The following is a 24,453-nucleotide window of genomic DNA, read 5'->3' as shown; positions in this document are numbered from 1 at the left end:
ATTTGCTTATAGTAAATAGATATAAAAAACATAAAAAGAGTGCTAAAGATCATATGTACAAAAAAACCTTCCCTACTACTTATATACGCAAAAAATTCAATTTTTCTTTTTATTTCTAAAAAAAATTCAAACTATTTTATAAAATAGTTTGAACCCTCATTACTTTATTCTTCATCAATTTCTTTTTTTAACTCATCAATTTCTGCTTCGAAATCATAAATGCGATGACGCATTTCAGCAACTTCTTCATCAATCGAATTTTGATCTTCTAATAATTGAAAATAATACTTTCCTAAATCACGATAAACATCATCACGATCAGATTCTAAATTCTTAATCTTTAATTTAATTTTGGCAGTACCAGCCAGTTCTTGTGTCTTATCAATTGCTTCTTCTGTAAACTTCGCCGCTTTTTTTGTTAAATCATCAAATAGAGCCATCTTTTTCACCTACCCGATATATTTTTTAATATATTGAACACCAATTCCACCAACACCCATATGAGCACCAACTACTGATGGTAATTCTCTTAATTCTACTTCCACTTCACCAATTTTATCCAAAATCATTTGTTTCACTTCTAATGCTGATTCTTCACATAAAACATGTTCAACTGTGAATTTATAATCCTTGGCATTAACGCCTAATTCAATCATACGATTGACTAAAGTTGCACGTGCTTTAGATAATGTTCTTACTTTAGCAAGTGTATCTATTCTACCACCTAAAGCATAATTTAATTCCATCACTGGAACAATTTTTAACATTCCTGCAAGTAAAGCAACGGCTGGAGTAATACGCCCACCTTTTTTCAAATGATCTAAGTTTGGGGCCATAATAATTGTTCCTGAATGTTCAACCATTTCTTCTAAGATTGTTTTGATTTCCTCAGATGTTTTACCATCTTTTACAAGCTTATTAGCAATAAATGTTAGATATTTATGATTCCCTGCTGTACCTTTTGTATCAACTAAAGTAATCTTAATACCCACCATATCAGCAGCAACTTTCATACCATTTAAAGTTGATGATAACCCTGTCGCAATTGGTAAACCAATTACTTCATCATAGCCAGCATCTTTTATTCTTTCTAATACATTCATCATCTCACCTGTAGAAGGTTGAGACGTCATGACCATAATGCCTTCTCTTTCCATTGTTTCAAAAACTTCAATACTACTAATATCCTTTTGATCCAAAAAAGTTTTATCCCTCATTGTAATACACAAGGGTACAATATATATTCCTTCATTTTCATATTTACCAATTTCAATTTGGCATCCACTATCCGATAAAATAGCTATTCTATTCACTATTATCCCTCTTTTCTAAGTTATGACTTATGTTCATATTATAGAACAAACAAGACCTTTTGACAATAAAATGAAATCATATATAATAAAGAAAAAGAAAGGAAATGAAACATGATATCAGTTAAAGAATATACAAACCATACAATTATCATAAAAAAATCAGAATTTATATGTCATTTAATTCCTTGCAGTCATATTGAACAAGCTAAAAAACTTATATCAGATTATAGTGATGAAACTGCAACACATAACTGTGTTGCCTACATCATTGGTCCTCATGAAAGAGCTTTTGATGATGGCGAACCCTCAGGAACAGCTGGTTTACCTATGCTGAATGTTTTAAAAATGCAAGGTCTAACAAATATCATTGCAATCGTTACTAGACATTTTGGGGGAATTAAATTAGGTGCCGGTGGATTAACCAGAGCATATACTCAAAGTGTTGCTGAAGCCTTAAAAGAAGCTGAAATTGTAGAAAAAGAATTAGTTGATTTATATCAGATTACTATTGACTATTCTTATACTCGAAAATTTGAACATTTATTGAAACAGTTCAACATAAAATGTATTCATCAAGAATATAATGAACAAGTCACATATCATTGTTATTTAAGGGATCTCCAATTTTTAGAACAAATTCAAGATCTAACAAACAATCAGTTTCATTATGAACGTATTGGTTCAGATTATTTAGCAAAAGAAAATTGACATTTTATCATAAGATTGTTATAATTCATGCAAGATAAGGGAGTAATTAGCACATATGTGTAATCATGTCAACATACTGATATTATTATCTGGCATGATTTTAAATAATGAGACTTGTCTGTGTCAAAAGCACAGTCATGTCTTTTTTTTACGAGGAGGATATTTTATGGGGTTTATTGAAATTGTAATTATTGGTGTTGGTTTAGCAATGGACGCTTTTGCGGTGAGTATATGCAAGGGGCTATCAACTAGAAAATTAGAAGTCAAACATGCACTTATCTGTGGTGGATATTTTGGTTTTTTTCAGGCAATAATGCCACTTATTGGCTATATTTTAGGGGTTCAATTTAAAGATAAGATTGAAAGTATTGATCATTGGATTGCTTTTGTTTTACTTGTTTTAATTGGTTTAAATATGATTAAAGAAGCTTTTGGTGAAGAAGAATGTTGTGATCCTGATTTTTCTTTTAAAGCAATGTTACCTTTAGCTGTGGCAACTTCTATTGATGCTTTAGCTATTGGAGTAACATTTGCCTTTTTAAATGTTAACATTTTATATGCGATTATTATCATTGGTATTACAACACTTATTATATCTATGATTGGAGTCAAGATTGGTCATGTCTTTGGTTCACGATATAAGTCTAAAGCAGAGATTGCTGGTGGTATCATCTTGATTTTAATGGGAATAAAAATATTATTGGAACATTTAGGAATTTTGATACTTTAATTCAAACTCTATTCATATTTAAGGATAATAATATGATTAAGGAGTGATAGAAATGAATAATGTCTCTAAGTTATATGAAGTCTATGTCAATAGAGAGTTACAAACAACTAAAAATGAAATATTAAATGTACAAAGACTAAATCAAAAGATTTTATCTTTCTTACATGATTTAGCTGAAGTTTCTCAAGATTCACGTTGTTATTTGTTTTGGGAAAAAGAAGAAGCTATTAATCATCAACAATTATTAGAACATTATATTGAAGGTTTAACTATGTTAATGTCTATTGGTTATGAATTACGCATTGATAGTATTAAAAACCATACAGAAATCCCTCAACATCAAGATATCTTTTCTTTATTCTTTAAGATTTATCATTCAATCTTAAAAGTTCAAAGTCACTATTCAAGTGATGATTATCAAAATACAATTGATGATTACTTTACTTTAGGTTTCCAATTAGGAATTGATATCAATGAAATCATAGAAAATTATCAAAATGATTAATCACAAATAATAACATCTCATGAATTAACCCATAAACGAAAGGAGACACAATGAAAAACTTTTTAAATGGTGTTGTTAAAACTTTTGGTGTTTCAATCTCTGCATTCATTTATTCGATTTATTTATTATTACATAATCAAGTTCCTTATGATGTAGAGAAATCTCTCAAACCAGGAAATACAAAAAAGTATATTATGATTGAGATTGGCTTTTATGTCAGCTGTCTTATTCTGCTTATAAGTTTAACTATATGTCTCAATTTTTTAACAAATATTCCAATTATTATTATGTTACATGCCTTTCTCTTTGTATTCATTTTAGTTGTTAGTGCATTTTTAAAAAATAATCTCTTTATTTCATGAAAAAAAGCTGTAATGAAACCATTCATTCAGCTTTTTTCATACTTAAAATGTTTTTTTAATTTTTGCCATAATAGCATCTGATTTTGTAATTAAATCAGAAACCCCCATCCGAAGAACTTTCTTTCCTTTAAAACGTTCTTCTCCTTCAATATTGATATCATTAGATAAAATCACACAAACAGCTTCTTCAATATCCTCTAAACAAAGTTTATTTTCAATTCCACAACCACCTTGAGTTTCAATACATACCTCAATTCCATATTTTTCACCAGATAAAATCAATGCCTCAGCTGCCATATATGTATGAGCAACCCCTGATGGACAAGCTGTACATCCCACAACTTTCATTTTTTGCCTCCTATAATTCTTCAAAATCTAATTCAATATCTTCTAAACAATCTAATTCTTGAGAATCAATATGATCCGTATTTTTTCTTTTTAAAACATTAACCAAAATAGCCGTTACAAGCGACCCAACAACAACCCCAATAACATATCCTAATTTCCCTTCTATCACCGGTAAAACAATTAAACCACCCCAAGGAGCATGATTTAAAACACCTAATAAAAAAGAAATAATATTACCAATTGCTGCCCCAACACAAATAGAAGGAATGACACGGATAGGATCATTAGCAGCAAAAGGTATTGCCCCTTCAGTAATCCCCATACATCCCATCAAAATAGCAGCTTTACCAGCTTCTCTTTCCTCAACGTTGTACTTTTTAGGAGCCAACATTGTCGCAATTCCCATCCCAATAGATGGTGTACAAATCGCAACACCTACCCCACCCATTAAATAAGGTAATGTGTCAACTTGTGTTTGAGCAAACAAAGTAGCCACTTTATTAATCGGACCACCCATATCAAAAGCTGTCATAGAGCCTAAAATTGCGCCTAAAGGAACAAGTCCAATATCATTCATATGCGCTAACCAACTGGTTAATGATGACATGACAAAACTAATTGGTTTTCCAATCAGCCAAAAAACAATTCCACCAGTCAATAGAGTTCCAACAACTGGATACAAGAAAATTGCCCCTAAAGATTTTAAAGAAAGTGGTAACTCAATCTTTTTAAGATAGTTTACAATCACTCCGGCAATAAATCCTGCCGCAATCCCACCTAAAAAACCAGCTCCAACACTCTTAGCCACCCATGCTCCACACATTCCTGGTGCTAAACCAGGACGTTCAGCAATGGAATAAGCAATATAACCACCCAATACTGGAATAAACAAAGTTAACCCAGCATGTCCTATTTCTGATAAACCACTTACAAATATTTGATTATTAACGGTTGACTGAGATATTCCTTGAGGATTAACCATCACCGATAAAGCTAATAAAATTCCTCCTGAAACAATAAATGGAATCATATGCGATGTCCCAGTCAACAAATGACGCTTCACAATTTTTAAATTTTCTCTCATTTTTCTATCCTCTTTATGATTGCATTGTTTCATTCAAAAATCTATAGACATCTTCTTTCGTTCCATTTGTTAAAATCATACGATATTCATCATGCATAAGTTTACGTGCTAATGAAGAAATCATTTTCATATAAATATCATTAGCACTTTGCTTCATTGCTGCAATCAATATGACATAACGTACTTCTTCATGCGTCTTTTCATCCCAAATAACCGGCTTATGTAATCTTCCAAAACAAAGACAAGGTCTTTTCACACACTGACTTCTTCCATGCGGTAACCCCATCTCATCTCCAATCACTGTTGCTGATAATTTTTCTCTTTTCAATACATCTTGGTAAAATTGTGATGCATCATCTATATTACCAACTTTTTCAAGTTTACAAACTAACGTTTGAATGACTTCTTCTTTTGTATTATCTTTGATATCAAAGATAATACAATCTTTATCAATCAAATACATTTAAATAAATCTCCTCTCATAATCCATTAAAACTTCATAAGCTTCTTGACTTGTTTGTGATTTGACTATATATTTCATAAAATCCGTTGTCTTTTCTAACTTCATCAGATTAATAATTGCCGGAATATGTTCCTTTTGATCTTTACTCGATAAACAAAAAATAACCTGAATTTCCTTATCTCCAAACTTTACCTTCTTTTGATTAATAATCATACTCATCGCTGTCTTATAAACCCCAACTTCACAATTTCCATGTAATAAAGCAAACTTACCATCAACAATAAAATAAAAACCATTTTGTTCAATAATATCAAAAATTGTTTCTAGATAATTTCTATTCACCGCATATGATTCTTCTAAAATATGACAACTTTGAATAACCGCTTCTTCCCAAGTCATATCCTGATCAATGATTTGAATCACATCTTCATTCAATAAATCAGCCAATTGCCCTATCTTTTTAGGTTTTCCTAAATCACGATAACCCAACTCACGTCGAATAACTTCTAAAACCCGAGTTCGATCTTCATCTTTTAAGAAATCTAAACTTTTATTAATTGAATAATAGTTGGATAAAGGGGATTTTCTTGCAATTCCAGCATTAATTAAACAACGATCATCTAACTTTGTTAAAATAGGATTAACTTGTAAGTAATCAATATCTAAATCTAATTTTGTTGTGGTAATAATTTTATCAACTTGATCAAGATTTTGATAAGTAGAAAGTTTATATTTAGGAATCGTATCAACAATCTCTACTTGGTATTCACTCAATAATGATTCTTTTAACATTGTCGTTGTTCCATAACCATGTCCACAAACCAATAATATTCTTTTACGCTCATTATGATGAATCCGTTTTAAGCTTGCCACAAAATGAATAACCAAATAAGCAATCTCATTTTCATTTGTAATATTCTTTAAAAGCTCAATTCTTTTAATAACTCTTGTCACAATTTCAAAAATCTCTAAATTCTTTGTAGATAATAAAGAGACAACATTTTCATCTACAACAACTCCTAATTGAATACGTTGTATTAATGGAACCATATGATTAAACAACCCTTCAATTAAAACAGGATCATTTTGAAAAGGAATACCCATTTCAATAGACATTTCTGAAATAAAACAAGTCACAATACTTTCTACCTTAATCATATCAACATGTTCTTCATAATCCAAAAAACGATTAAGATAATTCAAATAATTAACCATCTTATTTTTATTCTTTTCATTAATAGGTTTATTAACCAAATGCTCGATATCTTCAATAAACTGATCTATTATATTTCTATCCGTTTCTACAAAGGCAAAATCAAATACTGGAATTTCCTTATTCTCAAAAAACCATATCATGCAAATCACATGAGCTACATACCAATTATAAGCCTCATCTCTTAAAGTTAAATCCATCATTTCTAACATATCATCAATTAACATAATAATTTCTTTTAATAGAATTTCTGGAAATGAAAGCTTAAAAATATCTAAAAGATATTTTTGATAACTATTCAAATGATGAGAATCTTTAATTAAAAGAATATATTTTTTTAATTCATTAACCATCAAAGCAATTCTTTTTTTATTATCTCCATTTAATTGAAAGCATTCATCATAAGTAATCGTTAATCCTTGTTCTAATAAATATGTTTCAATTTCATCAAAATCATTCTTAATTGTACTTCTTGAAACTAATAAATCTTTTGAAAGTTGTGATAAGTTAAATTGTTGACTACAAAATAAAAGATAAATCAATATAATCGATAATCTTTCATCATGTGAATAAATATATTCATTATTCACTTCAAAAACTTTTATTGAAAAATCTTCAGGTATTTTTAAAATACCTTTACCACCTTTCATAATTGGAGATAATTGATTTTCAATTAATATTTCATTAATTCGTTCAATATCATATCTAACATTTCTTTCTTTAATATTTAAAGCTTGTTCAATTTCTTTATATGTTGTTTGTTGATATTGTGATAAGTGTTTGACTATTTCTAACATTCGAGCACTTATTAACATACAATTCCCCCATTCTTTTATCATTATTATAATCATATTTATTCATTTGAAAAGAAATATTACTCACAATATTTGTAAAAAAAATTACAAAAGTTACAAATTGAAAAGATAGATATTCGATTATATACTGTGACTTGCAGTTATAAGTCTTTATTCACTTATAATTCAAGAATATCAAAGAATGGGAGGAAAAATGAAATGGTTGGAATTATTCTTGCAAGTCATGGGGAATTTGCAAATGGAATTTTACAATCAGGAGCTATGATTTTTGGAGATCAACCTGATGTAAAAGCTGTCACTTTACAACCAAGTGAAGGTCCCGATGACTTAAAAGCTAAAATTGAAGCTGCAATTGCAACATTTGAAAACCAAGATGAAGTTCTTTTCTTAGTTGATTTATGGGGTGGAACTCCATTTAATCAATCTAATGGAATTATCAATGGTCATGAAGATAAATGGGCAATTGTTACAGGATTAAACTTACCAATGTTAATTGAAGCTTATGCTTCTCGTATGTCTATGACTTCAGCTCATGAAATTGCAACTCATATTTGTGAAGTTGCTAGAGATGGTGTGAAAACACAACCAGCAACATTGGAACCAAAGAAAGAAAAAGAAGAAGTTGTAACAAAACAAACTGCAGGAGCTATTCCTGAAGGAACAGTTTTAGGTGATGGTCATATTAAATATGTACTAGCACGTGTTGATACACGTCTATTACATGGTCAAGTTGCTACAACTTGGACAAAAACAACTCAACCTAATCGTATTATTGTTGTTTCTGATTCAGTTGCTCATGATGATTTACGTAAAAAGATGATTGAACAAGCTGCGCCTCCAGGGGTAAAAGCTAATGTTGTACCAATTGATAAAATGATTCAAGTGGCTAAAGATCCTCGTTTTGGTAATACCAAAGCAATGTTATTGTTTGAAACTCCTCAAGATGCGCTTAGAGCAATTAAGGGTGGAGTTGATATCAAAGAATTAAATATTGGTTCAATGGCTCATTCACTTGGTAAAGTGGTGGTTAATAAAGCTATAGCAATGAATCAAGATGATATTAAAACACTTGAAGAATTAAAAGAAATGGGTGTTACTTTTGATGTTCGTAAAGTACCAGCTGATTCTAAAGAAAATATGGATAATCTTTTAAAGAAAGCAAAAGCTGAATTAAAAAATTCTTAATTGAGGGAGGAAAATTATAATGTCAATTATTACAATTATTTTAATAATTATAATTGCCTTACTAGCTGGTATGGAAGGAGTTTTAGATGAATTCCAATTCCATCAACCACTAGTGGCATGTACTTTAATTGGTTTAGTGACTGGACACTTAACTGAAGGTATTATTTTAGGTGGTTCTTTACAAATGATTGCCTTAGGATGGGCAAACGTTGGAGCTGCTATTGCACCAGATGCAGCCCTTGCATCAGTTGCTTCAGCTATTATTATGGTACTTGGTTTAGAAGGTGGAACAACAAATGTTCAAACTGCAATTTCTACTTCTATCGCTGTTGCAATTCCATTATCAGTAGCTGGTTTATTCTTAACTATGATTTGTCGTACAATCGCTATTCCTATGGTTCACTTAATGGATAGTGCAGCTGAAAAAGGAAATATCCGTGCAATGGAAACATGGCAAATCTTAGCAATCTTATTACAAGGGGTACGTATTGCAATTCCTGCTGCTGCTTTATGTATTGTTCCAGCAACAGTTGTGACTGATGTATTAAATAAAATGCCAGCTTGGTTATCAGGTGGTATGACAGTTGGTGGTGGAATGGTTGCTGCTGTTGGTTATGCAATGGTTATCAATATGATGTCTACTAAAGAAACTTGGCCATTCTTTGCTATTGGATTTGTTTTAGCTGCTATTGGTCAATTAACATTAATCGCATTAGGAGCAATCGGTGTTGCTTTAGCTCTTATTTACTTAGGATTAAAAGAAAATGGTGGTTCAAATAATGGTGGAACTGGTGGTTCTGGTGACCCATTAGGTGACATCTTAAATGATTATTAAATCTTGAAGGAGGAAAGAAAAAATGGCAGAAAAATTACAATTATCTAAAAAAGATCGTTTATCAGTTGCTTGGCGTCATCAGTTCCTTCAAGGTTCTTGGAACTATGAACGTATGCAAAATGGTGGTTGGTGTTATTCAATTATCCCAGCTATCAAAAAATTATATCCAAATGAAGAAGATAGAATTGCTGCTTTAAAAAGACATATGGAATTCTATAACACTCATCCTTATGTATCTGCACCAGTTATGGGGGTTACATTAGCTTTAGAAGAAGAACGTGCAAATGGTGCGGAAATCAATGACCAAGCTATTCAAGGGGTTAAAGTTGGTATGATGGGACCTCTAGCTGGGGTTGGTGATCCAGTCTTCTGGTTTACTTTAAGACCAATCTTAGGTGCTTTAGGTGCTTCACTTGCCTTAAGTGGAAATATTATGGGTCCATTATTATTCTTCTTTGCATGGAACATTATCCGTATGGCATTTATTTGGTATACTCAAGAATTCGGATACAAAGTGGGAACTTCAATTGCCCAAGATTTATCTGGTGGTTTATTAGGAAAAATCACTCAAGGAGCTTCTATCCTTGGTATGTTTATCATTGGTTCTTTAGTTCAACGTTGGGTAAGTATTTCATTTACACCTATCGTTTCTAAAGTTACACAATCACCTGGGGCGTTCATTGATTGGGCAAAACTTCCTTCTGGTGTTGAAGGTATCAAATCAGCCTTAACAACTTATAGTCAATTAGGAGCAACTGCTCTTGATGAAGTCAAAGTAACAACTTTACAACAAAACTTAGATCAATTAATTCCAGGTTTATCAGCATTATTATTAACATTATTATGCTGCTGGTTATTAAAGAAAAAAGTTTCACCAATCGTTATTATCATTGCATTATTTGCTGTGGGTATTCTTGCTCGTTTAGCAGGTATCATGTAATTATAAATTGATGAGATTATAAATCAATCAAGGAGGAAAATATATGGTTCAATCTTTAAATACAAAAGTCGATTTAACAATTCAAGCTACTTCTTATTTAGGTATGGCTAATTATGGAAAAGTAATGGTTGGAGATCAAGCATTTGAATTCTATAATGAAAAGAATCTTAAGGATTATATTCAAATTCCTTGGGAAGAAGTTGACTATGTAATGGCATCTGTGATGTTTAAAGGAAAATGGCTTCCACGTTTTGCAATCGTTACTAAGAAAAATGGTAACTTTACTTTCTCCACTCGTGATAATAAAAAAACTTTAAGAGCCATTAATCAATATATTCCATCTGATAGATTGGTTAAATCTCTAAGCTTTTTCCAAGTTATTGGACGTGGATTCAAAGGAATCTTTAGTAAATTAAAATCAGCCTTATAACAGGCTGATTTTTTTATACACATTATCCTTGTGCTTTTTTCTTTAATTCATTTAATAATTCAATGGCTAATGGTAACCAATGTCCACTTGTTGGAATCATTATTACAATTTCATTTTTCATATATTTTAATTGTGGTTTCTTAAACAATCGATTTACAAGTTCAAATAATTCATCACCAGCAATATGAGCAGAAAATTCTTGCGTTAACATTACTTGAATATAATCACCAGCTTCTTTCACTTCATCAATAAATGGTTCATTACATAAAATCTCATAACGACGTTTCATGACAATGTTATTGACTTCTCTAGGCAATTTTCCATACAAATCTTTCAATTCATTTTCTAACTCTGTCATTTGTGATAAATGTTGTGCTTTATAAACCCGTTGATATAAATTTAATTTTTCAATATCACTCTCAACATAATTTTCAGGAATATAACCTTCAACATTAATATTTTGTACTGGAACTTCTTTTTCTGCTTTCTTTTCACCTGTCTTTTCATCAATCGCATCTTGTAAGATTTTCATATACATATCAAATCCAACAGTATCAATAAAGCCCGCTTGTTCACCACCTAAAATATCTCCAGAACCACGAATAGATAAATCACGCATAGCGATTTTATATCCACTTCCTAATTGAGCAAATTCTTTAATAGCTTTTAAACGTTTAGAAGCTTCTTCATTCATTTGCTTATTTTTAGCATACAATAAATATGCATAAGCGACTCTTTCGCTACGTCCAACACGTCCTTTAATTTGATACAATTGTGATAGTCCAAATTTATCTGCATCTTCAATAATAATTGTATTGGCATTAGGAATATCAATTCCCGTTTCAATGATTGTTGTACATACCAAAACATCATATTCTTTATCTGTAAATTCTTGCATCACATCTTCCAATTGATCCCTTGACATCTTTCCATGTCCAATTCCTACACGAGCTGATGGCACCATTCTGGCAATATGATTAGCCACACTTTCAATATTAGAAGTTTTATTATAGAGATAGAAAACTTGTCCTTTTCTTCCTAATTCTCTTTCAATAACTTGTTTAATGAGTTGTTCACTTTTTTCCATCACATATGTTTGAACTGGCATACGATTTAATGGTGGCGTTTCAATTTGTGATAAACCACGAATTCCCATCAATGACATTTGTAAAGTTCTAGGAATCGGTGTTGCTGTTAAAGTTAAGACATCTATTGTTTTACGCATTTCTTTAATCTTTTCTTTTTGACGAACCCCAAAGCGTTGTTCCTCATCGATACATAATAAACCTAAATCTTTAAATTCAACATCCTTAGATAAAATACGATGTGTCCCAACTAATAAATCAATCTTTCCAGCTTTTAAATCAGCCAAAATTTGCTTTCTTTGTTTTAAAGTTGTAAAACGATTCAATAAAGCAATATTAACTGGAAAGTTCTCAAAACGCTTTGTCATCGTATGATAATGCTGTGAAGAAAGAATTGTTGTTGGACATAAGAAAGCAACTTGTTTATTAGCTAAAATAGCTTTAAAACATGCTCGCAATGCGACTTCTGTCTTACCAAAACCAACATCCCCACAAAGCAATCGATCCATTGGTCTAGGTAATTCCATATCCGCCTTAATTTCTTTCACGGCTTCTTGTTGATCTGGCGTTAAATCATAACCAAAACATTCTTCAAATTGAATCTGCATAGCATCATCTTTGGGATAAGCAAAGCCTGGCTGTTTCATACGTTGAGCATAAAGTTCAATTAATTTATCAGCTAAATCATCAACCTTATTTCTCACTCTTTGTTTTGTCTTTTGCCATTCAGTACTATTTAAAGCATGAATTTTAGGAACTTTTCCATCTCTTGAGGCATATTTTCTAACTAACTTAAAGTTCTCAACTGGAATATATAACGTATCATTTCCTTTATAGGCAATATACAAATAATCTTTCTTAGAACCCTTAACCTCTAATGTTTTAATTCCCATATATTGACCAATTCCATGCGTATCATGAACAACATAATCACCAATGTTAAGTTCTGTATAATCATTAATGATTTTCGCATCTTTATATTTGATATATCCCTTTTTCTTTTGGGAATTGACTTTAAATAATTCTGATTCAGTCAATAAAACAACATGCTCATCATAGAAATCAATACCTGTTTTTAAATTTCCCATATAGATATTGATACCATCATAAATATTCTCATCATTTCCAACCATTGTATAAGGAAGATTATGAGCTTCTAATAACTCAATCATCATTTGAATTTGATGATTATTATCTAAACACATTAAGATTTTATTTTGAATCAAATAATCTTTTAATTGTTGAATCAATTGTTTTTCATTTAATAATGATAATTGGACTTCTCTAGTAAGAAATGATATCTGTGAATCTTTTGTCCTAAAATCAATAAAATCAATACGTCTACCTTTTAATAAAGGATCAATTTCAGCAAATAAAGATAAATCCTTTACCATTTTCCCAATTCCCTGAAGTTCATGCGTATAGAAAAAAGATTCTTCTACATATTGATGATATACAGATTTAATCTTCTCATAACTAGAAGTCATCATATAGACATCATCAAAATATGAAAGTAAAGTTGTTGAAGTTGTAAACAGACTCATATACTGATACAAACGTGAAGAAGCATCATGAGCTTTTAATGATTCAATATCAATAGAAATTTCTTCTTCTAAATTATCCTGATATTCATCACAGTCACTTTGATCTTTAAGCATTTCAATTTGTTCAATAACTCCTTTTACTTCATCATCAGGATATAACAAATCTGTTGCTGGTAAGATCGTAACTTCTTTCACTCTTTCTAATGATCTTTGAGTATTTTTATCAAAGAATCTTAAGCTTTCTATTTCATCATCAAAGAATTCAATACGAATAGGATTATCATATTGAATAGAATAAACATCAATAACTCCACCACGTTTTGAATAATAGAAAGGTTCATCAACACGTTGAATCATTTGATAACCACTATGAATAAGTTTCTGTCTTAATTCAACAGGTTCAAGAATCATCCCTTCTTTAAGCATTAAAGTATTTTGTAAAAACAATTCACGATGAGGAATATAACGCACATAGCTATGTGTATGACAAATCACAACCAATGGTTCATTTTGACAAATTGCTGATAATGCATTAATTCTTTCTCCCATGATTTCCTGTGAAGAAGCTAAAGCTTCAACTCTTAAAGATTCATCACTTGGGAAAAAGACAACCTTATTTTTTAAGATAGGATAAAGTTCCTGATATAACAGTTGTGCCTGATATAAACTCTCTTTAATAATCAGCATCGGCTTTGGTGAAGCGAAAAAAGCACTAGCAATGAGAATCGCCTCATCACTAGCGTGAGATATCACAATCTCGCCTTTTCCCTTTAATAAAGCAAGATAAGCTGGATTATTTTTTAAAATCTGAATAATCTTTTTCATCTTTGTCTCCTTTAATTAAAAGCATTCATTGCTGCTACAAAATCTTTATCTAAATACATTTCAATCGCTTTAACAGCATTTTCAATACCTTCATCAATGAATGGTTGTTCATCTTTAGTAAAACGACCTAATACATAATCAACAACCTTAATATGAGGATGTTTATCAATTCCTACACGAATACGTTTAAAATTTTGAGTATTTGTATGAGCAATCACACTCTTTACACCATTATGACCACCAGCACTACCACTTTGTCTTAAACGTAGCTTACCAACTGGCATATCCATATCATCATAAACAATCAATAAATCATCCACATCTATTTTAAAATAATTCATTACTTGAATAACCGACTCACCAGAATTATTCATATAAGTCATGGGTTTTAATAAAATAACATCTTCACCATGATATTTGAATTTTACATACTCACCTTTGAATTTCTTATTATCAATAGAAACATTCAAAACATCAGCTAAACGATCCATAACCATAAAACCAACATTATGTCTTGTCTTTTCATACTCTTTATCTGGATTTCCTAAACCTACAATTAACTTCATTATGACACCTCCAAATAGCTTTAATAGTATAACACTATTCTCAACGAAAAGAAAGAGTCTATGATTTTTTCATACACTCATTTCAATTATCTTGCTAAAATAGCTAAACAAACACCATCAACTTTTAATTTATTATCTACAATCTTTCCTTTTTCACTATGACATAACAAGGAAAAACCTTCTTCTACATCAACTTCTATTGTATTTGTTGAAGCATTAAAATAAACAATAAAATCTTTATATTCTCCAATATCTTGATGTAATGTATATTCTATCATACGATGATCAATATTAGCTGTAGATACATTTTCACGAATAACTTCATAATCATCATAACGGAAACAACGATTATTTTTTCTTAAATGGATTAGGAATTGAACAAATTGAACTGTATCAATTTCCATATCCTTACGGTTCCAATCCAAAGCATTCACTTGATCTCCTGCATTATAGGTATTAGATTGTCCACCTTTGGTTCTAAAGAACTCTTGTCCACTATGAATAAAAGGAACACCTTGTGACAAGATAACTGCCGCTAACATCAAACGTAAACGTTTTTTCTTCACTTCTTCATTTTCATCATAATTAGAGATTTGTAATTTATCATAACATGTTGCATTATCATGACATTCTACATAATTGATAGATTGTGAAATATTATCAAACATTTCTAAATTACAAATTGCTTTCATTGCATCATTTGTCTTATATGTATCTCCTGAAAAATAACCTTTTGATTCCATTTGATTGGTTCCTCTTAACGTATCTCTAAAGAAATCATTAAAGAAACCAATATGTGGTGTTTGACGATTATTTTGAATTGTCGTACGTTTTTCTTCACTCAACGCTGTCATCATATTCCATCCTTCACCATAAACAATAAATGAAGAATCAATTGCCTTCCCTTGAGCATCTACAAGTTTCATTGTCTCTTGATCAATAATACCCATCAAATCAAAACGATAACCATCAATACCATAAAGCACTTGCCAACGCTTACACATATCTAAAATATATTTACGACACATCATCGCCGTGGTATTTAAATCATTCCCACACCATGAACCATTAGATAAACTACCATCATCATTTCTTCTAAAATAATAATGCGGAACAGTTCTCTCTAAAGCATTTAAATTCACATCATGCATATGATTATAAACTACATCCAAAACAACTCTTAACCCTCTAGAATGTAATGCATGAATCATTTGTTGTGCTTCCTGGATACGTTTATATCCATCATCAGGATCAGTGACATAACTTCCTTCAGTCACATTATAACCTGCTGGATCATACCCCCAATTATAAAGTTCTGTTGGATTTCTTTCATCCACAGTAGCAAAATCATTAATTGGCATTAATTGAACATGGGTAATTCCTAAACATGATAAATAATCAAGTCCTGTTGGATTCCCACTATCTGTTGATGTATGTAATTCACTAAAAGCCAAGAATTTTCCTTTGTTTTTCATTCCACTTGTTGATGACATAGAAAAATCTCTGACGCTTGTTTCATAAATTATTGCATCTGTTTTATGTAATAATGGTGGCATTGTATGCCTAGGCATAACAACCTTATCTAAGTCAACAACAATGCTACAACGTCCATTTGAGGCACATGCATAAGCATATGGATCAAGTGAGACTTCATAATCTTCCGAATGTCTAATCATATAAACATAGTTTGTAAGTTCTAAATCTCCTTCAACACTTACATTATAAACACCTTTTAATCCTCTTTTCATAGGATAAAGTTGTTCAACATCATCTTTATAGATTTTTAAAATAACATCTGTAGCTAGTGGTGCCCAAACCTTAAATGTTGTTTGTTGTTGGGTATAAGTATTCCCTAAATCTTCACCATCATAATAATATAATTCATCAAATTCTTTACACAATGAAAGTCTTGAAAAATCTAAAAAACAAGATAAGCCATAAGCATCAACAATCTTATAAACCTTACCCATTTTAAAAGAAATGTGAAATGCATATTCTTGATAATCAGGATTATCATTACTATTTAATGCATCTCCTGTTAATAATAATAATTCATCTTCTTCAAAATCCTTCAAATAAAATTTACTGCTGATTCCATTATAATAATTCTTTGAAAGATAAACTCTAATTTCATTAAAATTCACAGCATATGCTTTCATTCTGATTGCAGTTTCTTCCATATTCCCTACCCTTTCTTAAAGTAAAAAATAAAGATTCTATCGTTATTTCTACCTGCTTTTAGTATAACATATTGGATTTTAAAAAACTATCAAAGAATGTCATTAGAAAAAATCACTTCCCATTGATCAAACGATAAACTATTTTCGCAATTTCTTCTTCTGATATTTGATTCTCATCAAAAAGCCATTGTTTCAAAACTCCTAAACATCCAGCAGATATAAATTGATATTGATAATCCATAAACTCATTATATTCTTGAGAATATGTCTCTTTATACTTTTTCTTTCCTATTTCTAAAAACTCTGTTAATATTTTTGTATTTCCATGTTCACCTAAAATAACAATACAAAAATCCCTATTTTCTTTAAAATAATGAAATATATGTTCAATTGTTGATAAAGTTATTTCATTATGTTTAATCTGTTCCATTAAAGTCTGATTAAATCCTTCTAACAATTCGTCCTTTAATTTATCCAATAAATCATAAATATCTTTATAATGCAAATAAAACGTCCCTCTATTAATCCCTGCATTCTCACAAACTTCTTTCACTTTAATACAATAAATCGGTTTCACCATCAATAAATCAATAAAAGCTTTTTTTATCCATTTTTCTGTCACCACAACACGGTGATCAATATTTTTTTTCATCATTTCCACCTCTTTTTCAACATATATTAGATAAGTGTCTAGCAACTGTCAAATTGGCCGTTTCTGATGATTGAAACACCTATACATCTATACTATAATGCAATTAGAAAGAAGAAGCAAATGAGGTGTTCATTATGAACGAATTATTTATTGTGACTGGTGCTTTGGGTCATTTAGGCAATACAATCATCCGATATTTAATGAAACAAAATGTTGAAATACGTGGTCTCATTATGCCTCACGAAAAATCTCCACACACTCAACAAGTTCAGTATTTCCATGGTGATGTTCGTGATTTGAAAAGTTTACTTCCTTTATTTGAACACATCGAAAATAAAAAAGTTTATGTGATTCATACGGCTGGAATTATTAGTATGGATGAATACATTACGCCTTTGCTTTATGAAGTTAACGTAAGAGGAGTACGAAACGTTGTTTCCCTATGTTTGCAAAAACATGTTTATCGTTTCATTTATGTAAGTTCTGTCCATGCATTAAAACAAGAAGATGGAATCATAAGTGAAACTTCCTATTTTTCATCAGAGCTCGTTAAGGGTGGATATGCTAAGACAAAGGCAGAAGCAACTTCTTTCGTATTGAGCAGTGTGAATTTGGGGTTAAATGGGATTGTTGTTTTACCATCCGGAATCATTGGTTCCTATGGTGATTCTAGTAATTACCTTGTACAATTCATCAATGATTATATTCACTACCACTTATGGACATGCGTAAAAGGTGGATATGATTTTGTTGATGTACGTGATGTTGCTATGGGATGTCTATTAGCTGCAAGAAAAGGCCGTGTTGGTGAATGCTATATTCTCTCAAGTCAATACTATGAAATGAAATCATTACTTAATATTGTCAAACAAATTCATGAAGGTCCCCGCCTAGTCATGGTTCCAACACTTCTTGCCAAAGCATGCTTACCTATTATCCAGGGCTTAGCAAAGCTAAAGAAGCAGCGACCTCTCTATACCCCTTATTCACTTTATACAATAACTCACAGCCATTTCTTCTCTCATCAAAAGGCTAGTGAGGAATTGGGATATACGACACGACCGATGGAAGTGACGTTAAAAGATACAGTTTTATGGTTAACAAAAGGAAAGTCAAATTGACTTTCCTTTTTAACGTTTCACTCTATCTAATTTCCAAATATCAGCAACATATTCTTCAATTGTACGATCTGATGAGAAGTATCCAGATTGTGCAATATTAACTAAGCACATCTTAGACCATGTTGCACGATCACGATATAATGCATCAATTTTTGCTTGAGCATCTAAATATGATTCAAAATCAGCGAACAAGAAATATTCATCATTTCTATTCATTAATTCATCAAAAATCATTCTAAATTCTTCTCTTGATTCATGGAATGTTCCATCAACTAAAGAATCTACAACACGTTTAATACGTGGATCATTGTTATAATAATCCCAGGCATTATATTGACCATGTTGTCTTAGATCATTAACTTCATTATCTTTTAAACCAAAGATAACAATATTATCATCTTTCACACGTTCAGCAATTTCCACATTAGCACCATCTAATGTTCCAATAGTTACTGCACCATTCATCATGAATTTCATGTTTCCAGTACCACTAGCTTCTTTACCAGCAGTTGAAATTTGTTCAGAAACATCAGCTGCAGGCATAATCTTTTCTGCTAAAGTTACACCATAATTTTCAATAAAAACAACTTTTAAATATTGATTTGTTTCTGGATCATTGTTCACAACATCTGCAACACTATTAATCAATTTAATAACTTTTTTAGCAAAATAGTATGCTGGGGCAGCTTTTGCTCCAAAGATGAATGTTCTTGGATAAATTCTAAACTCTGGATTTGCTTTCATTTCTTGATATAAGTAAATAACGTGCATGATATTTAATAATTGACGTTTATAAGCATGTAATCTCTTAACTTGGATATCAAAGATACTATTCACATCAACACGAATACCGTTGTGTTTATAAATATAATCAGCTAAGACTTGTTTTCTTTGTTGTTTTACATTATAGAACTTACCTTGAACAATAGAATCATCAGCATAATTCATTAATTTTTCTAATTGTTCTGGATGACTAATCCATTCATTTCCAATTGTTTCATTTAATAATGCAGATAATTCTGGGTTTGAATAAGCAAGCCATCTTCTATGTGTAATCCCATTTGTTTTATTATTAAACTTATGAGGATATAAGAAATTGAAATCTTTCATTTCTTGTTCTTTTAAAATTTGTGTATGAAGTCTAGCAACACCATTAACACTAAAGCTTCCTACAATTGCAAGATGTGCCATAAAAACTTGACCATCTTTAATAATCATAACACGATTTAATAAATCATCATCATGATCACTCACTTGTTTCACATAACCAATGAAACGACGATTAATTTCTTCAATAATTTGATAAATTCTAGGTAATAATGTTTCCATTGTAGAAACAGGCCATTTTTCTAAGGCTTCTGATAAAATGGTATGATTTGTATAAGCACATGTATGAGAAGTAATATGCCATGCTTCATCCCATTCCATATCGTATTCATCAATAAGGATTCTCATCAATTCAGGAATAGCTAAAACTGGATGAGTATCATTTAATTGAATAACATTCTTTTCATGGAAATTACTTAATGATGGATAAACTCTTAAATGATTTTTAACAATTGCACGAATTCCGGCAGATACAAAGAAATATTGTTGTTTTAAACGAAGTGTACGTCCAGCAAGCGTTGAATCATCTGGATATAAGTTTTGACAAATATCTCTAACTTCTTGAGCATATTGTCTAAAGTCTTTATTTGATGGAATTTCATCACTAGGTTCTGCATGCCATAAACGAAGTGTGTTTGTTACTGTTGTATTGTTTCCAACAATTGGCATATCATATGGAACTGCTCTTACACATTCAGCATCAATATGATCCCATTTACCAGTTTCTTCATTCCAAACAACACGACCCCAGAATTTAACATCAACAGCATGCTTTGGTTTTCTAACTTCCCACATATTTCCAAGCTTTAACCATTGATCTGGAACTTCCACTTGATATCCATTTTCAATCTTTTGTTTAAACAATCCATATTCATAACGAATTGTATTTCCAAAAGCCGGATAAGATAAAGATGCTAGAGAATCCATAAAACAAGCAGCTAATCTACCTAAACCACCATTACCAAGACCTGCATCAGATTCAAGTTCTTCTAATTCATGAATATTGATTCCATAATCAGCTAACCCATCTTTTGCAATTTCATAGATTCCTAAGTTCATCATATTGTTGACTAATAAACGTCCAATAAGGAATTCCATTGAAAAATAATGAATTTGTTTTTGATAATTTGTTTTAGTGACCATCTTAGTCATTGCCCAGTTAACTGAAGCATAATCTCTTACCATTGTTTCAAGAACCATGAACTTTTCTGTAATATGAGATTCTTCTACAGTACGTCCATATGATTCAATAATTCTTCTTGAAAACTCATATTTAAATTCTTCTTTTGTTTTAAACATAATATTCTCCCTCTACTATTTTCTTCTCAATTCAAATATCATACCCGAAAATGGAGCAATGTCAACTAAAATTGAATTTTCTTTGTTTACAGCAGGTATTTTTTTAGATTTAATTGCACGTTTATTGACGATATTGCTACCAGTATAGTAATCTGTATCAGTATTAATAATTTCTTTATAAGTTCCTTCTACTGGCACTGGAATACGATATCCTTTATGAGTATTACCAACAAAGTTCATAACACACACTAGAATTTCCCCATCTGGTGCATATCTTGCATAAGCAAAGACACTTTGCTTCATATCATCAACAACTAACCATTCAAATCCTTCAGGATAATAGTCATATTGATATAATGCTGGATGATCTAAAATCAAATGATTTAAATCACTAAAATAGCGGTGGAATGAATCATGTTGAGGATATTTTAGTAATACCCATCCTAATGCTTTCTTTTCATCCCATTCTTTATATTCAGCTAATTCATTTCCCATGAAGTTTAATTTCTTTCCAGGGTGAGTCATCATATAAAGATACAAGGCCTTACATTGCGCAAATTTTTGTTCATTATTTCCCCACATCTTATCAAGAATTGTTCCTTTACTGTGGACAACTTCATCATGTGAGAAAGGTAAAATATAATTTTCACGATAGAAATACATCATTGAGAAAGTTAATTTATTATGTGTATCTGGATATTGACGATAGATTGGATCTTTTTTAAAGTAAGCCAAAGTATCATTCATCCAACCTAAATCCCATTTATAATCAAAACCTAAACCACCTGCTGATGGTGCTCTTGTAACATTTGGATAATCAGAAGAATCTTCAGCAATTAACATAACACTAGGGAATAGTCCATTCATATGTGAATTCATACGCTTCATAAATTCAATAGCACCATCATTAACGCCTCTTTCTTTATTTCCCTTCCAGTAAATCAAATTACTAATAGCATCAAAACGAATACCATCTACATGGAAATAATGCGCCCAGAAATGAACTGATGACATTAAGAAACTACGAACTTCTTCACGTCCTAAATCAAAATAACAACTATCCCATTCTGTATATCTTAAATTAATATCAGGATATTCATAAACATACCCACCATCAAATTGATGTAATCCATGACCATCCTTTACAAAATGTGCAGGTACAAAATCCATAATAACCCCAATATCATTTTTATGACAAGCATTAATAAATGCCATCAATTGTTTTGGATTTCCATAACGACTTGTTGCACTAAAATAACCTGTTGCTTGATATCCCCATGAACCATCAAATGGGAATTCAATTAAAGGCATTAATTCAATATGAGAAAAACCATTTTCAACAACATATGGAATCAATTGATCAATCATTTCCTCATAGCTATAATATTCACCATCTTCTTCATCCGTAAAATCTTTCTTCATTTTCCATGAACCAATATTAGCTTCATAAATATTTAAAACCTTATCAAAATTCTTTGTACGTTTATTTAACCAACGTTTATCAGCCCATTTAAAACCATCAAGCTTATATACTTTTGAAGCTGTTGCTGGACGTAACTCACTAAAGAAAGCATAAGGATCAGCACGATCTACAATTGAACCATTAGGTGTCTCAATACGATATTTATATGTATCATACTGTTTTATTTTTGGAATAAATAAAGTAAAAATTCCCCCATCAGTATATCTTTCCATGTAATGATTCTCACCATTCCATTTATTAAAATCTCCTACTACTTGAACGCTTTTTGCATTTGGTGCATAAACACTAAAGCGTACACCTTTTTGACCATCAACTTCATCAAAGTGAGCACCAAAAACTTTATACATTTCTAAGCAATTACCTTCATGAAAAAGTTGAATCAAAAAATTATCTAATTTTGCCATAATAAAACCCCTTTCATATATTCCATTATACATGAAATGGGCTAAAAAAGCATTAATATTTAGTGATTGATAGAATATTAATTTAGACAATTTTAGACTTTTGTACAAGAAAAAAATAGTCTTACGACTACTTATCTTCAACAAATGCAATAACATCATTTGGTGTACAATCTAATATTTGACATAACCTTTCTAGAGTATAAGTTGAAATGCCTTTATTGTTTTTTATATTATGAAAAGTTCTCGCATTAATTCCATGTTTATAGATTAATGCATAGGACGTTATATTTTTCTCTTTCATTGTTTTAAACAATGGTGAATAATTAATCATCTTTCCTCATCACTACCTTTGCTTTATTATCGCTTTTTCTAGTAGTAATGAATATACTGAAAAATGTACCTATATAAATATAAGATAAAAGTTACAACGCTCTAATGTAAAAAGCTGCATTGAAATAACTTATAAAGCTATTTTAATGCAGCTGTAACTATACATCTTTTTTTATAGAAGGCTATCCCATAACCAATTGCTTCTCTTTGTTCATTAACTTTGATTCCTTCTAGATATTTCTTTTCAATAATTTGTCTTGCACCCACTTCACTATCTTTTACTATTTCACTCTCTTTTTGTGAATGCTTACATTCTATCACAATGACCTTTCTATCTGCTCGTCTTGGTTTAATAAAAATATCCAATCTTCCTTCTCCACTTTCTTTGTTTGATGAAATTCCATATTCCTGCATTAATCCAACAAGAAAACCATGATAGAAGGCTTCACTATTATCGTAGTAGCTAATATCCTTGAATAAAATATCATTAAGAATTGCTTGCGCTTCTTCTACTTTTTGTTCAAGTAATGCTGTGACAAGCTGACCTTTTCTTTCCTTGGTATACATATTAAAATAATCCATAAATGAGTTTTTATAAATCTGATAGACTTCTTTATTGGGAATAATCAATTCATAGGTATTCATATCAATCTGACTAATGACTTTCAGATAACCCGTCAATAATAGAAAGCTATAGACATTATCCTGATTATCCATCTCCTGATAGGTTAAATCTAATTTTAAATATTTAACAAGTGATTGACCTTGCATCAACATTTCAAATTCATCATACATCACATCATCAGCATTCTTGATATAATTGACAACCAATTCATTACTGCTCGTATTCGCCCAGAATGATTCTGGTTCTGGTTTTGACTGGATAGCTTTTAAAACATATTTCAAGACACTCCATGGATTATAGA

23 protein-coding genes are annotated in these 24,453 nt (G+C 30.8%); 9 read left to right on the top strand and 14 right to left on the bottom strand.

Going from position 1 to position 24,453, the window contains the following annotated elements; translation table 11 throughout:
- Positions 1 to 164 precede the first annotated feature (164 nt).
- Positions 165 to 440 (bottom strand): hypothetical protein, encoded by a 276-nt coding sequence (locus EDD60_RS15160; protein WP_066445124.1) that lies wholly within the window; start codon positions 438 to 440, stop codon positions 165 to 167.
- A 9-nt stretch (positions 441 to 449) separates the two neighbouring features.
- Positions 450 to 1,313: a DegV family protein gene (locus EDD60_RS15155; protein ID WP_066445127.1), complete on the bottom strand. Its 864-nt coding sequence runs from the start codon at positions 1,311 to 1,313 to the stop codon at positions 450 to 452.
- A 111-nt stretch (positions 1,314 to 1,424) separates the two neighbouring features.
- On the opposite strand from EDD60_RS15155, the gene EDD60_RS15150 reads away from it, so the two are divergent.
- The 4 genes from EDD60_RS15150 to EDD60_RS15135 all read left to right on the top strand — a co-directional run bounded on the left by EDD60_RS15150 (position 1,425) and on the right by EDD60_RS15135 (position 3,618).
- Positions 1,425 to 2,021, top strand: coding sequence for a YigZ family protein (locus tag EDD60_RS15150; protein ID WP_066445129.1), 597 nt, complete (start codon positions 1,425 to 1,427; stop codon positions 2,019 to 2,021).
- Between the two features lie 166 nt (positions 2,022 to 2,187).
- Complete coding sequence (locus EDD60_RS15145; protein ID WP_066445131.1) at positions 2,188 to 2,751, top strand: manganese efflux pump MntP; 564 nt, start codon at positions 2,188 to 2,190, stop codon at positions 2,749 to 2,751.
- A gap of 52 nt (positions 2,752 to 2,803) precedes the next feature.
- Positions 2,804 to 3,256 carry a dUTP diphosphatase gene (locus EDD60_RS15140; RefSeq protein WP_066445133.1) on the top strand — a complete coding sequence of 151 codons (453 nt, stop codon included), beginning with the start codon at positions 2,804 to 2,806 and terminating at the stop codon, positions 3,254 to 3,256.
- Positions 3,257 to 3,306: 50 nt separating this feature from the next.
- Positions 3,307 to 3,618, top strand: a complete 312-nt coding sequence (locus EDD60_RS15135) for a hypothetical protein (RefSeq protein WP_066445135.1) — start codon at positions 3,307 to 3,309, stop codon at positions 3,616 to 3,618.
- A 42-nt stretch (positions 3,619 to 3,660) separates the two neighbouring features.
- On the opposite strand, the gene EDD60_RS15130 is transcribed toward EDD60_RS15135, so the two are convergent.
- Genes EDD60_RS15130 through EDD60_RS15115 form a run of 4 tightly spaced genes read right to left on the bottom strand, consistent with a single transcriptional unit; the run spans position 3,661 to position 7,541 of the window.
- Positions 3,661 to 3,966 (bottom strand): PTS fructose-like transporter subunit IIB, encoded by a 306-nt coding sequence (locus tag EDD60_RS15130; RefSeq protein ID WP_066445137.1) that lies wholly within the window; start codon positions 3,964 to 3,966, stop codon positions 3,661 to 3,663.
- Between the two features lie 10 nt (positions 3,967 to 3,976).
- Positions 3,977 to 5,050: a PTS fructose transporter subunit EIIC gene (locus EDD60_RS15125; protein WP_066445139.1), complete on the bottom strand. Its 1,074-nt coding sequence runs from the start codon at positions 5,048 to 5,050 to the stop codon at positions 3,977 to 3,979.
- A 13-nt stretch (positions 5,051 to 5,063) separates the two neighbouring features.
- Complete coding sequence (locus EDD60_RS15120; RefSeq protein WP_066445140.1) at positions 5,064 to 5,513, bottom strand: PTS sugar transporter subunit IIA; 450 nt, start codon at positions 5,511 to 5,513, stop codon at positions 5,064 to 5,066.
- Positions 5,514 to 7,541, bottom strand: a complete 2,028-nt coding sequence (locus tag EDD60_RS15115; RefSeq protein ID WP_066445141.1) for a BglG family transcription antiterminator — start codon at positions 7,539 to 7,541, stop codon at positions 5,514 to 5,516.
- A 198-nt stretch (positions 7,542 to 7,739) separates the two neighbouring features.
- Between EDD60_RS15115 and EDD60_RS15110 the strand changes: the two genes are divergently transcribed.
- The 4 genes from EDD60_RS15110 to EDD60_RS15095 are packed head-to-tail and all read left to right on the top strand — an operon-like array spanning position 7,740 to position 10,931.
- Positions 7,740 to 8,726 carry a PTS sugar transporter subunit IIB gene (locus EDD60_RS15110; protein ID WP_066445143.1) on the top strand — a complete coding sequence of 329 codons (987 nt, stop codon included), beginning with the start codon at positions 7,740 to 7,742 and terminating at the stop codon, positions 8,724 to 8,726.
- Between the two features lie 19 nt (positions 8,727 to 8,745).
- Positions 8,746 to 9,561, top strand: coding sequence for a PTS mannose/fructose/sorbose transporter subunit IIC (locus EDD60_RS15105; RefSeq protein ID WP_066445145.1), 816 nt, complete (start codon positions 8,746 to 8,748; stop codon positions 9,559 to 9,561).
- Between the two features lie 22 nt (positions 9,562 to 9,583).
- Positions 9,584 to 10,501 (top strand): PTS system mannose/fructose/sorbose family transporter subunit IID, encoded by a 918-nt coding sequence (locus tag EDD60_RS15100; protein ID WP_066445148.1) that lies wholly within the window; start codon positions 9,584 to 9,586, stop codon positions 10,499 to 10,501.
- 43 nt (positions 10,502 to 10,544) lie between these two features.
- Positions 10,545 to 10,931, top strand: a complete 387-nt coding sequence (locus EDD60_RS15095) for a DUF956 family protein (RefSeq protein ID WP_066445150.1) — start codon at positions 10,545 to 10,547, stop codon at positions 10,929 to 10,931.
- A gap of 22 nt (positions 10,932 to 10,953) precedes the next feature.
- On the opposite strand, the gene mfd is transcribed toward EDD60_RS15095, so the two are convergent.
- The 4 genes from mfd to EDD60_RS15075 all read right to left on the bottom strand — a co-directional run bounded on the left by mfd (position 10,954) and on the right by EDD60_RS15075 (position 17,783).
- Entirely contained in the window at positions 10,954 to 14,385 is a 3,432-nt protein-coding gene (gene mfd / locus EDD60_RS15090) for a transcription-repair coupling factor (protein WP_066445152.1), read from the bottom strand.
- A gap of 11 nt (positions 14,386 to 14,396) precedes the next feature.
- Positions 14,397 to 14,951: an aminoacyl-tRNA hydrolase gene (gene pth, locus EDD60_RS15085; RefSeq protein ID WP_066445155.1), complete on the bottom strand. Its 555-nt coding sequence runs from the start codon at positions 14,949 to 14,951 to the stop codon at positions 14,397 to 14,399.
- A gap of 86 nt (positions 14,952 to 15,037) precedes the next feature.
- Positions 15,038 to 17,131: a type I pullulanase gene (gene pulA, locus EDD60_RS15080; protein WP_066445157.1), complete on the bottom strand. Its 2,094-nt coding sequence runs from the start codon at positions 17,129 to 17,131 to the stop codon at positions 15,038 to 15,040.
- Positions 17,132 to 17,243: 112 nt separating this feature from the next.
- The gene (locus EDD60_RS15075; RefSeq protein WP_066445160.1) at positions 17,244 to 17,783 is read right to left on the bottom strand and encodes a TetR/AcrR family transcriptional regulator; all 540 of its coding nucleotides are present in this window, start codon (positions 17,781 to 17,783) and stop codon (positions 17,244 to 17,246) included.
- A gap of 134 nt (positions 17,784 to 17,917) precedes the next feature.
- Between EDD60_RS15075 and EDD60_RS15070 the strand changes: the two genes are divergently transcribed.
- Entirely contained in the window at positions 17,918 to 18,904 is a 987-nt protein-coding gene (locus tag EDD60_RS15070) for an NAD-dependent epimerase/dehydratase family protein (protein ID WP_132226538.1), read from the top strand.
- Between the two features lie 9 nt (positions 18,905 to 18,913).
- On the opposite strand, the gene EDD60_RS15065 is transcribed toward EDD60_RS15070, so the two are convergent.
- The 4 genes from EDD60_RS15065 to EDD60_RS15050 all read right to left on the bottom strand — a co-directional run.
- Positions 18,914 to 21,310, bottom strand: coding sequence for a glycogen/starch/alpha-glucan phosphorylase (locus tag EDD60_RS15065; protein ID WP_066445171.1), 2,397 nt, complete (start codon positions 21,308 to 21,310; stop codon positions 18,914 to 18,916).
- A 15-nt stretch (positions 21,311 to 21,325) separates the two neighbouring features.
- Positions 21,326 to 23,197 (bottom strand): 1,4-alpha-glucan branching protein GlgB, encoded by a 1,872-nt coding sequence (glgB, locus tag EDD60_RS15060; RefSeq protein ID WP_066445175.1) that lies wholly within the window; start codon positions 23,195 to 23,197, stop codon positions 21,326 to 21,328.
- 127 nt (positions 23,198 to 23,324) lie between these two features.
- Positions 23,325 to 23,528: a helix-turn-helix domain-containing protein gene (locus EDD60_RS15055; protein WP_066445178.1), complete on the bottom strand. Its 204-nt coding sequence runs from the start codon at positions 23,526 to 23,528 to the stop codon at positions 23,325 to 23,327.
- Between the two features lie 137 nt (positions 23,529 to 23,665).
- Positions 23,666 to 24,453 (bottom strand): PD-(D/E)XK nuclease domain-containing protein (locus EDD60_RS15050; RefSeq protein ID WP_207905390.1); only part of this gene is annotated, 788 nt, incomplete at its 5' end.

The sequence above is a fragment of the Longibaculum muris genome, from assembly GCF_004343035.1.
Classification (GTDB): Bacteria; Bacillota_I; Bacilli_A; order Erysipelotrichales; family Coprobacillaceae; genus Longibaculum; species Longibaculum muris.
Note: the sequence above shows the minus strand (reverse complement) of the source record. Positions and strands in the feature narration are given on the sequence as shown.

What these genes read in the sequence shown, in the direction of transcription:
- EDD60_RS15120 (WP_066445140.1), bottom strand. Translation starts at nt 5,513, where the DNA reads ATGTATTTGATTGATAAAGATTGTATTATCTTTGATATCAAAGATAAT.
- EDD60_RS15075 (WP_066445160.1), bottom strand. Translation starts at nt 17,783, where the DNA reads ATGAAAAAAAATATTGATCACCGTGTTGTGGTGACAGAAAAATGGATA.
- EDD60_RS15130 (WP_066445137.1), bottom strand. Translation starts at nt 3,966, where the DNA reads ATGAAAGTTGTGGGATGTACAGCTTGTCCATCAGGGGTTGCTCATACA.
- EDD60_RS15105 (WP_066445145.1), top strand. Translation starts at nt 8,746, where the DNA reads ATGTCAATTATTACAATTATTTTAATAATTATAATTGCCTTACTAGCT.
- EDD60_RS15150 (WP_066445129.1), top strand. Translation starts at nt 1,425, where the DNA reads ATGATATCAGTTAAAGAATATACAAACCATACAATTATCATAAAAAAA.
- EDD60_RS15110 (WP_066445143.1), top strand. Translation starts at nt 7,740, where the DNA reads ATGGTTGGAATTATTCTTGCAAGTCATGGGGAATTTGCAAATGGAATT.
- EDD60_RS15125 (WP_066445139.1), bottom strand. Translation starts at nt 5,050, where the DNA reads ATGAGAGAAAATTTAAAAATTGTGAAGCGTCATTTGTTGACTGGGACA.
- EDD60_RS15100 (WP_066445148.1), top strand. Translation starts at nt 9,584, where the DNA reads ATGGCAGAAAAATTACAATTATCTAAAAAAGATCGTTTATCAGTTGCT.
- EDD60_RS15135 (WP_066445135.1), top strand. Translation starts at nt 3,307, where the DNA reads ATGAAAAACTTTTTAAATGGTGTTGTTAAAACTTTTGGTGTTTCAATC.
- EDD60_RS15160 (WP_066445124.1), bottom strand. Translation starts at nt 440, where the DNA reads ATGGCTCTATTTGATGATTTAACAAAAAAAGCGGCGAAGTTTACAGAA.
- EDD60_RS15070 (WP_132226538.1), top strand. Translation starts at nt 17,918, where the DNA reads ATGAACGAATTATTTATTGTGACTGGTGCTTTGGGTCATTTAGGCAAT.
- EDD60_RS15140 (WP_066445133.1), top strand. Translation starts at nt 2,804, where the DNA reads ATGAATAATGTCTCTAAGTTATATGAAGTCTATGTCAATAGAGAGTTA.
- glgB (WP_066445175.1), bottom strand. Translation starts at nt 23,197, where the DNA reads ATGGCAAAATTAGATAATTTTTTGATTCAACTTTTTCATGAAGGTAAT.
- EDD60_RS15115 (WP_066445141.1), bottom strand. Translation starts at nt 7,541, where the DNA reads ATGTTAATAAGTGCTCGAATGTTAGAAATAGTCAAACACTTATCACAA.
- pulA (WP_066445157.1), bottom strand. Translation starts at nt 17,131, where the DNA reads ATGGAAGAAACTGCAATCAGAATGAAAGCATATGCTGTGAATTTTAAT.
- EDD60_RS15055 (WP_066445178.1), bottom strand. Translation starts at nt 23,528, where the DNA reads ATGATTAATTATTCACCATTGTTTAAAACAATGAAAGAGAAAAATATA.
- pth (WP_066445155.1), bottom strand. Translation starts at nt 14,951, where the DNA reads ATGAAGTTAATTGTAGGTTTAGGAAATCCAGATAAAGAGTATGAAAAG.
- EDD60_RS15095 (WP_066445150.1), top strand. Translation starts at nt 10,545, where the DNA reads ATGGTTCAATCTTTAAATACAAAAGTCGATTTAACAATTCAAGCTACT.
- EDD60_RS15145 (WP_066445131.1), top strand. Translation starts at nt 2,188, where the DNA reads ATGGGGTTTATTGAAATTGTAATTATTGGTGTTGGTTTAGCAATGGAC.
- EDD60_RS15065 (WP_066445171.1), bottom strand. Translation starts at nt 21,310, where the DNA reads ATGTTTAAAACAAAAGAAGAATTTAAATATGAGTTTTCAAGAAGAATT.
- mfd (WP_066445152.1), bottom strand. Translation starts at nt 14,385, where the DNA reads ATGAAAAAGATTATTCAGATTTTAAAAAATAATCCAGCTTATCTTGCT.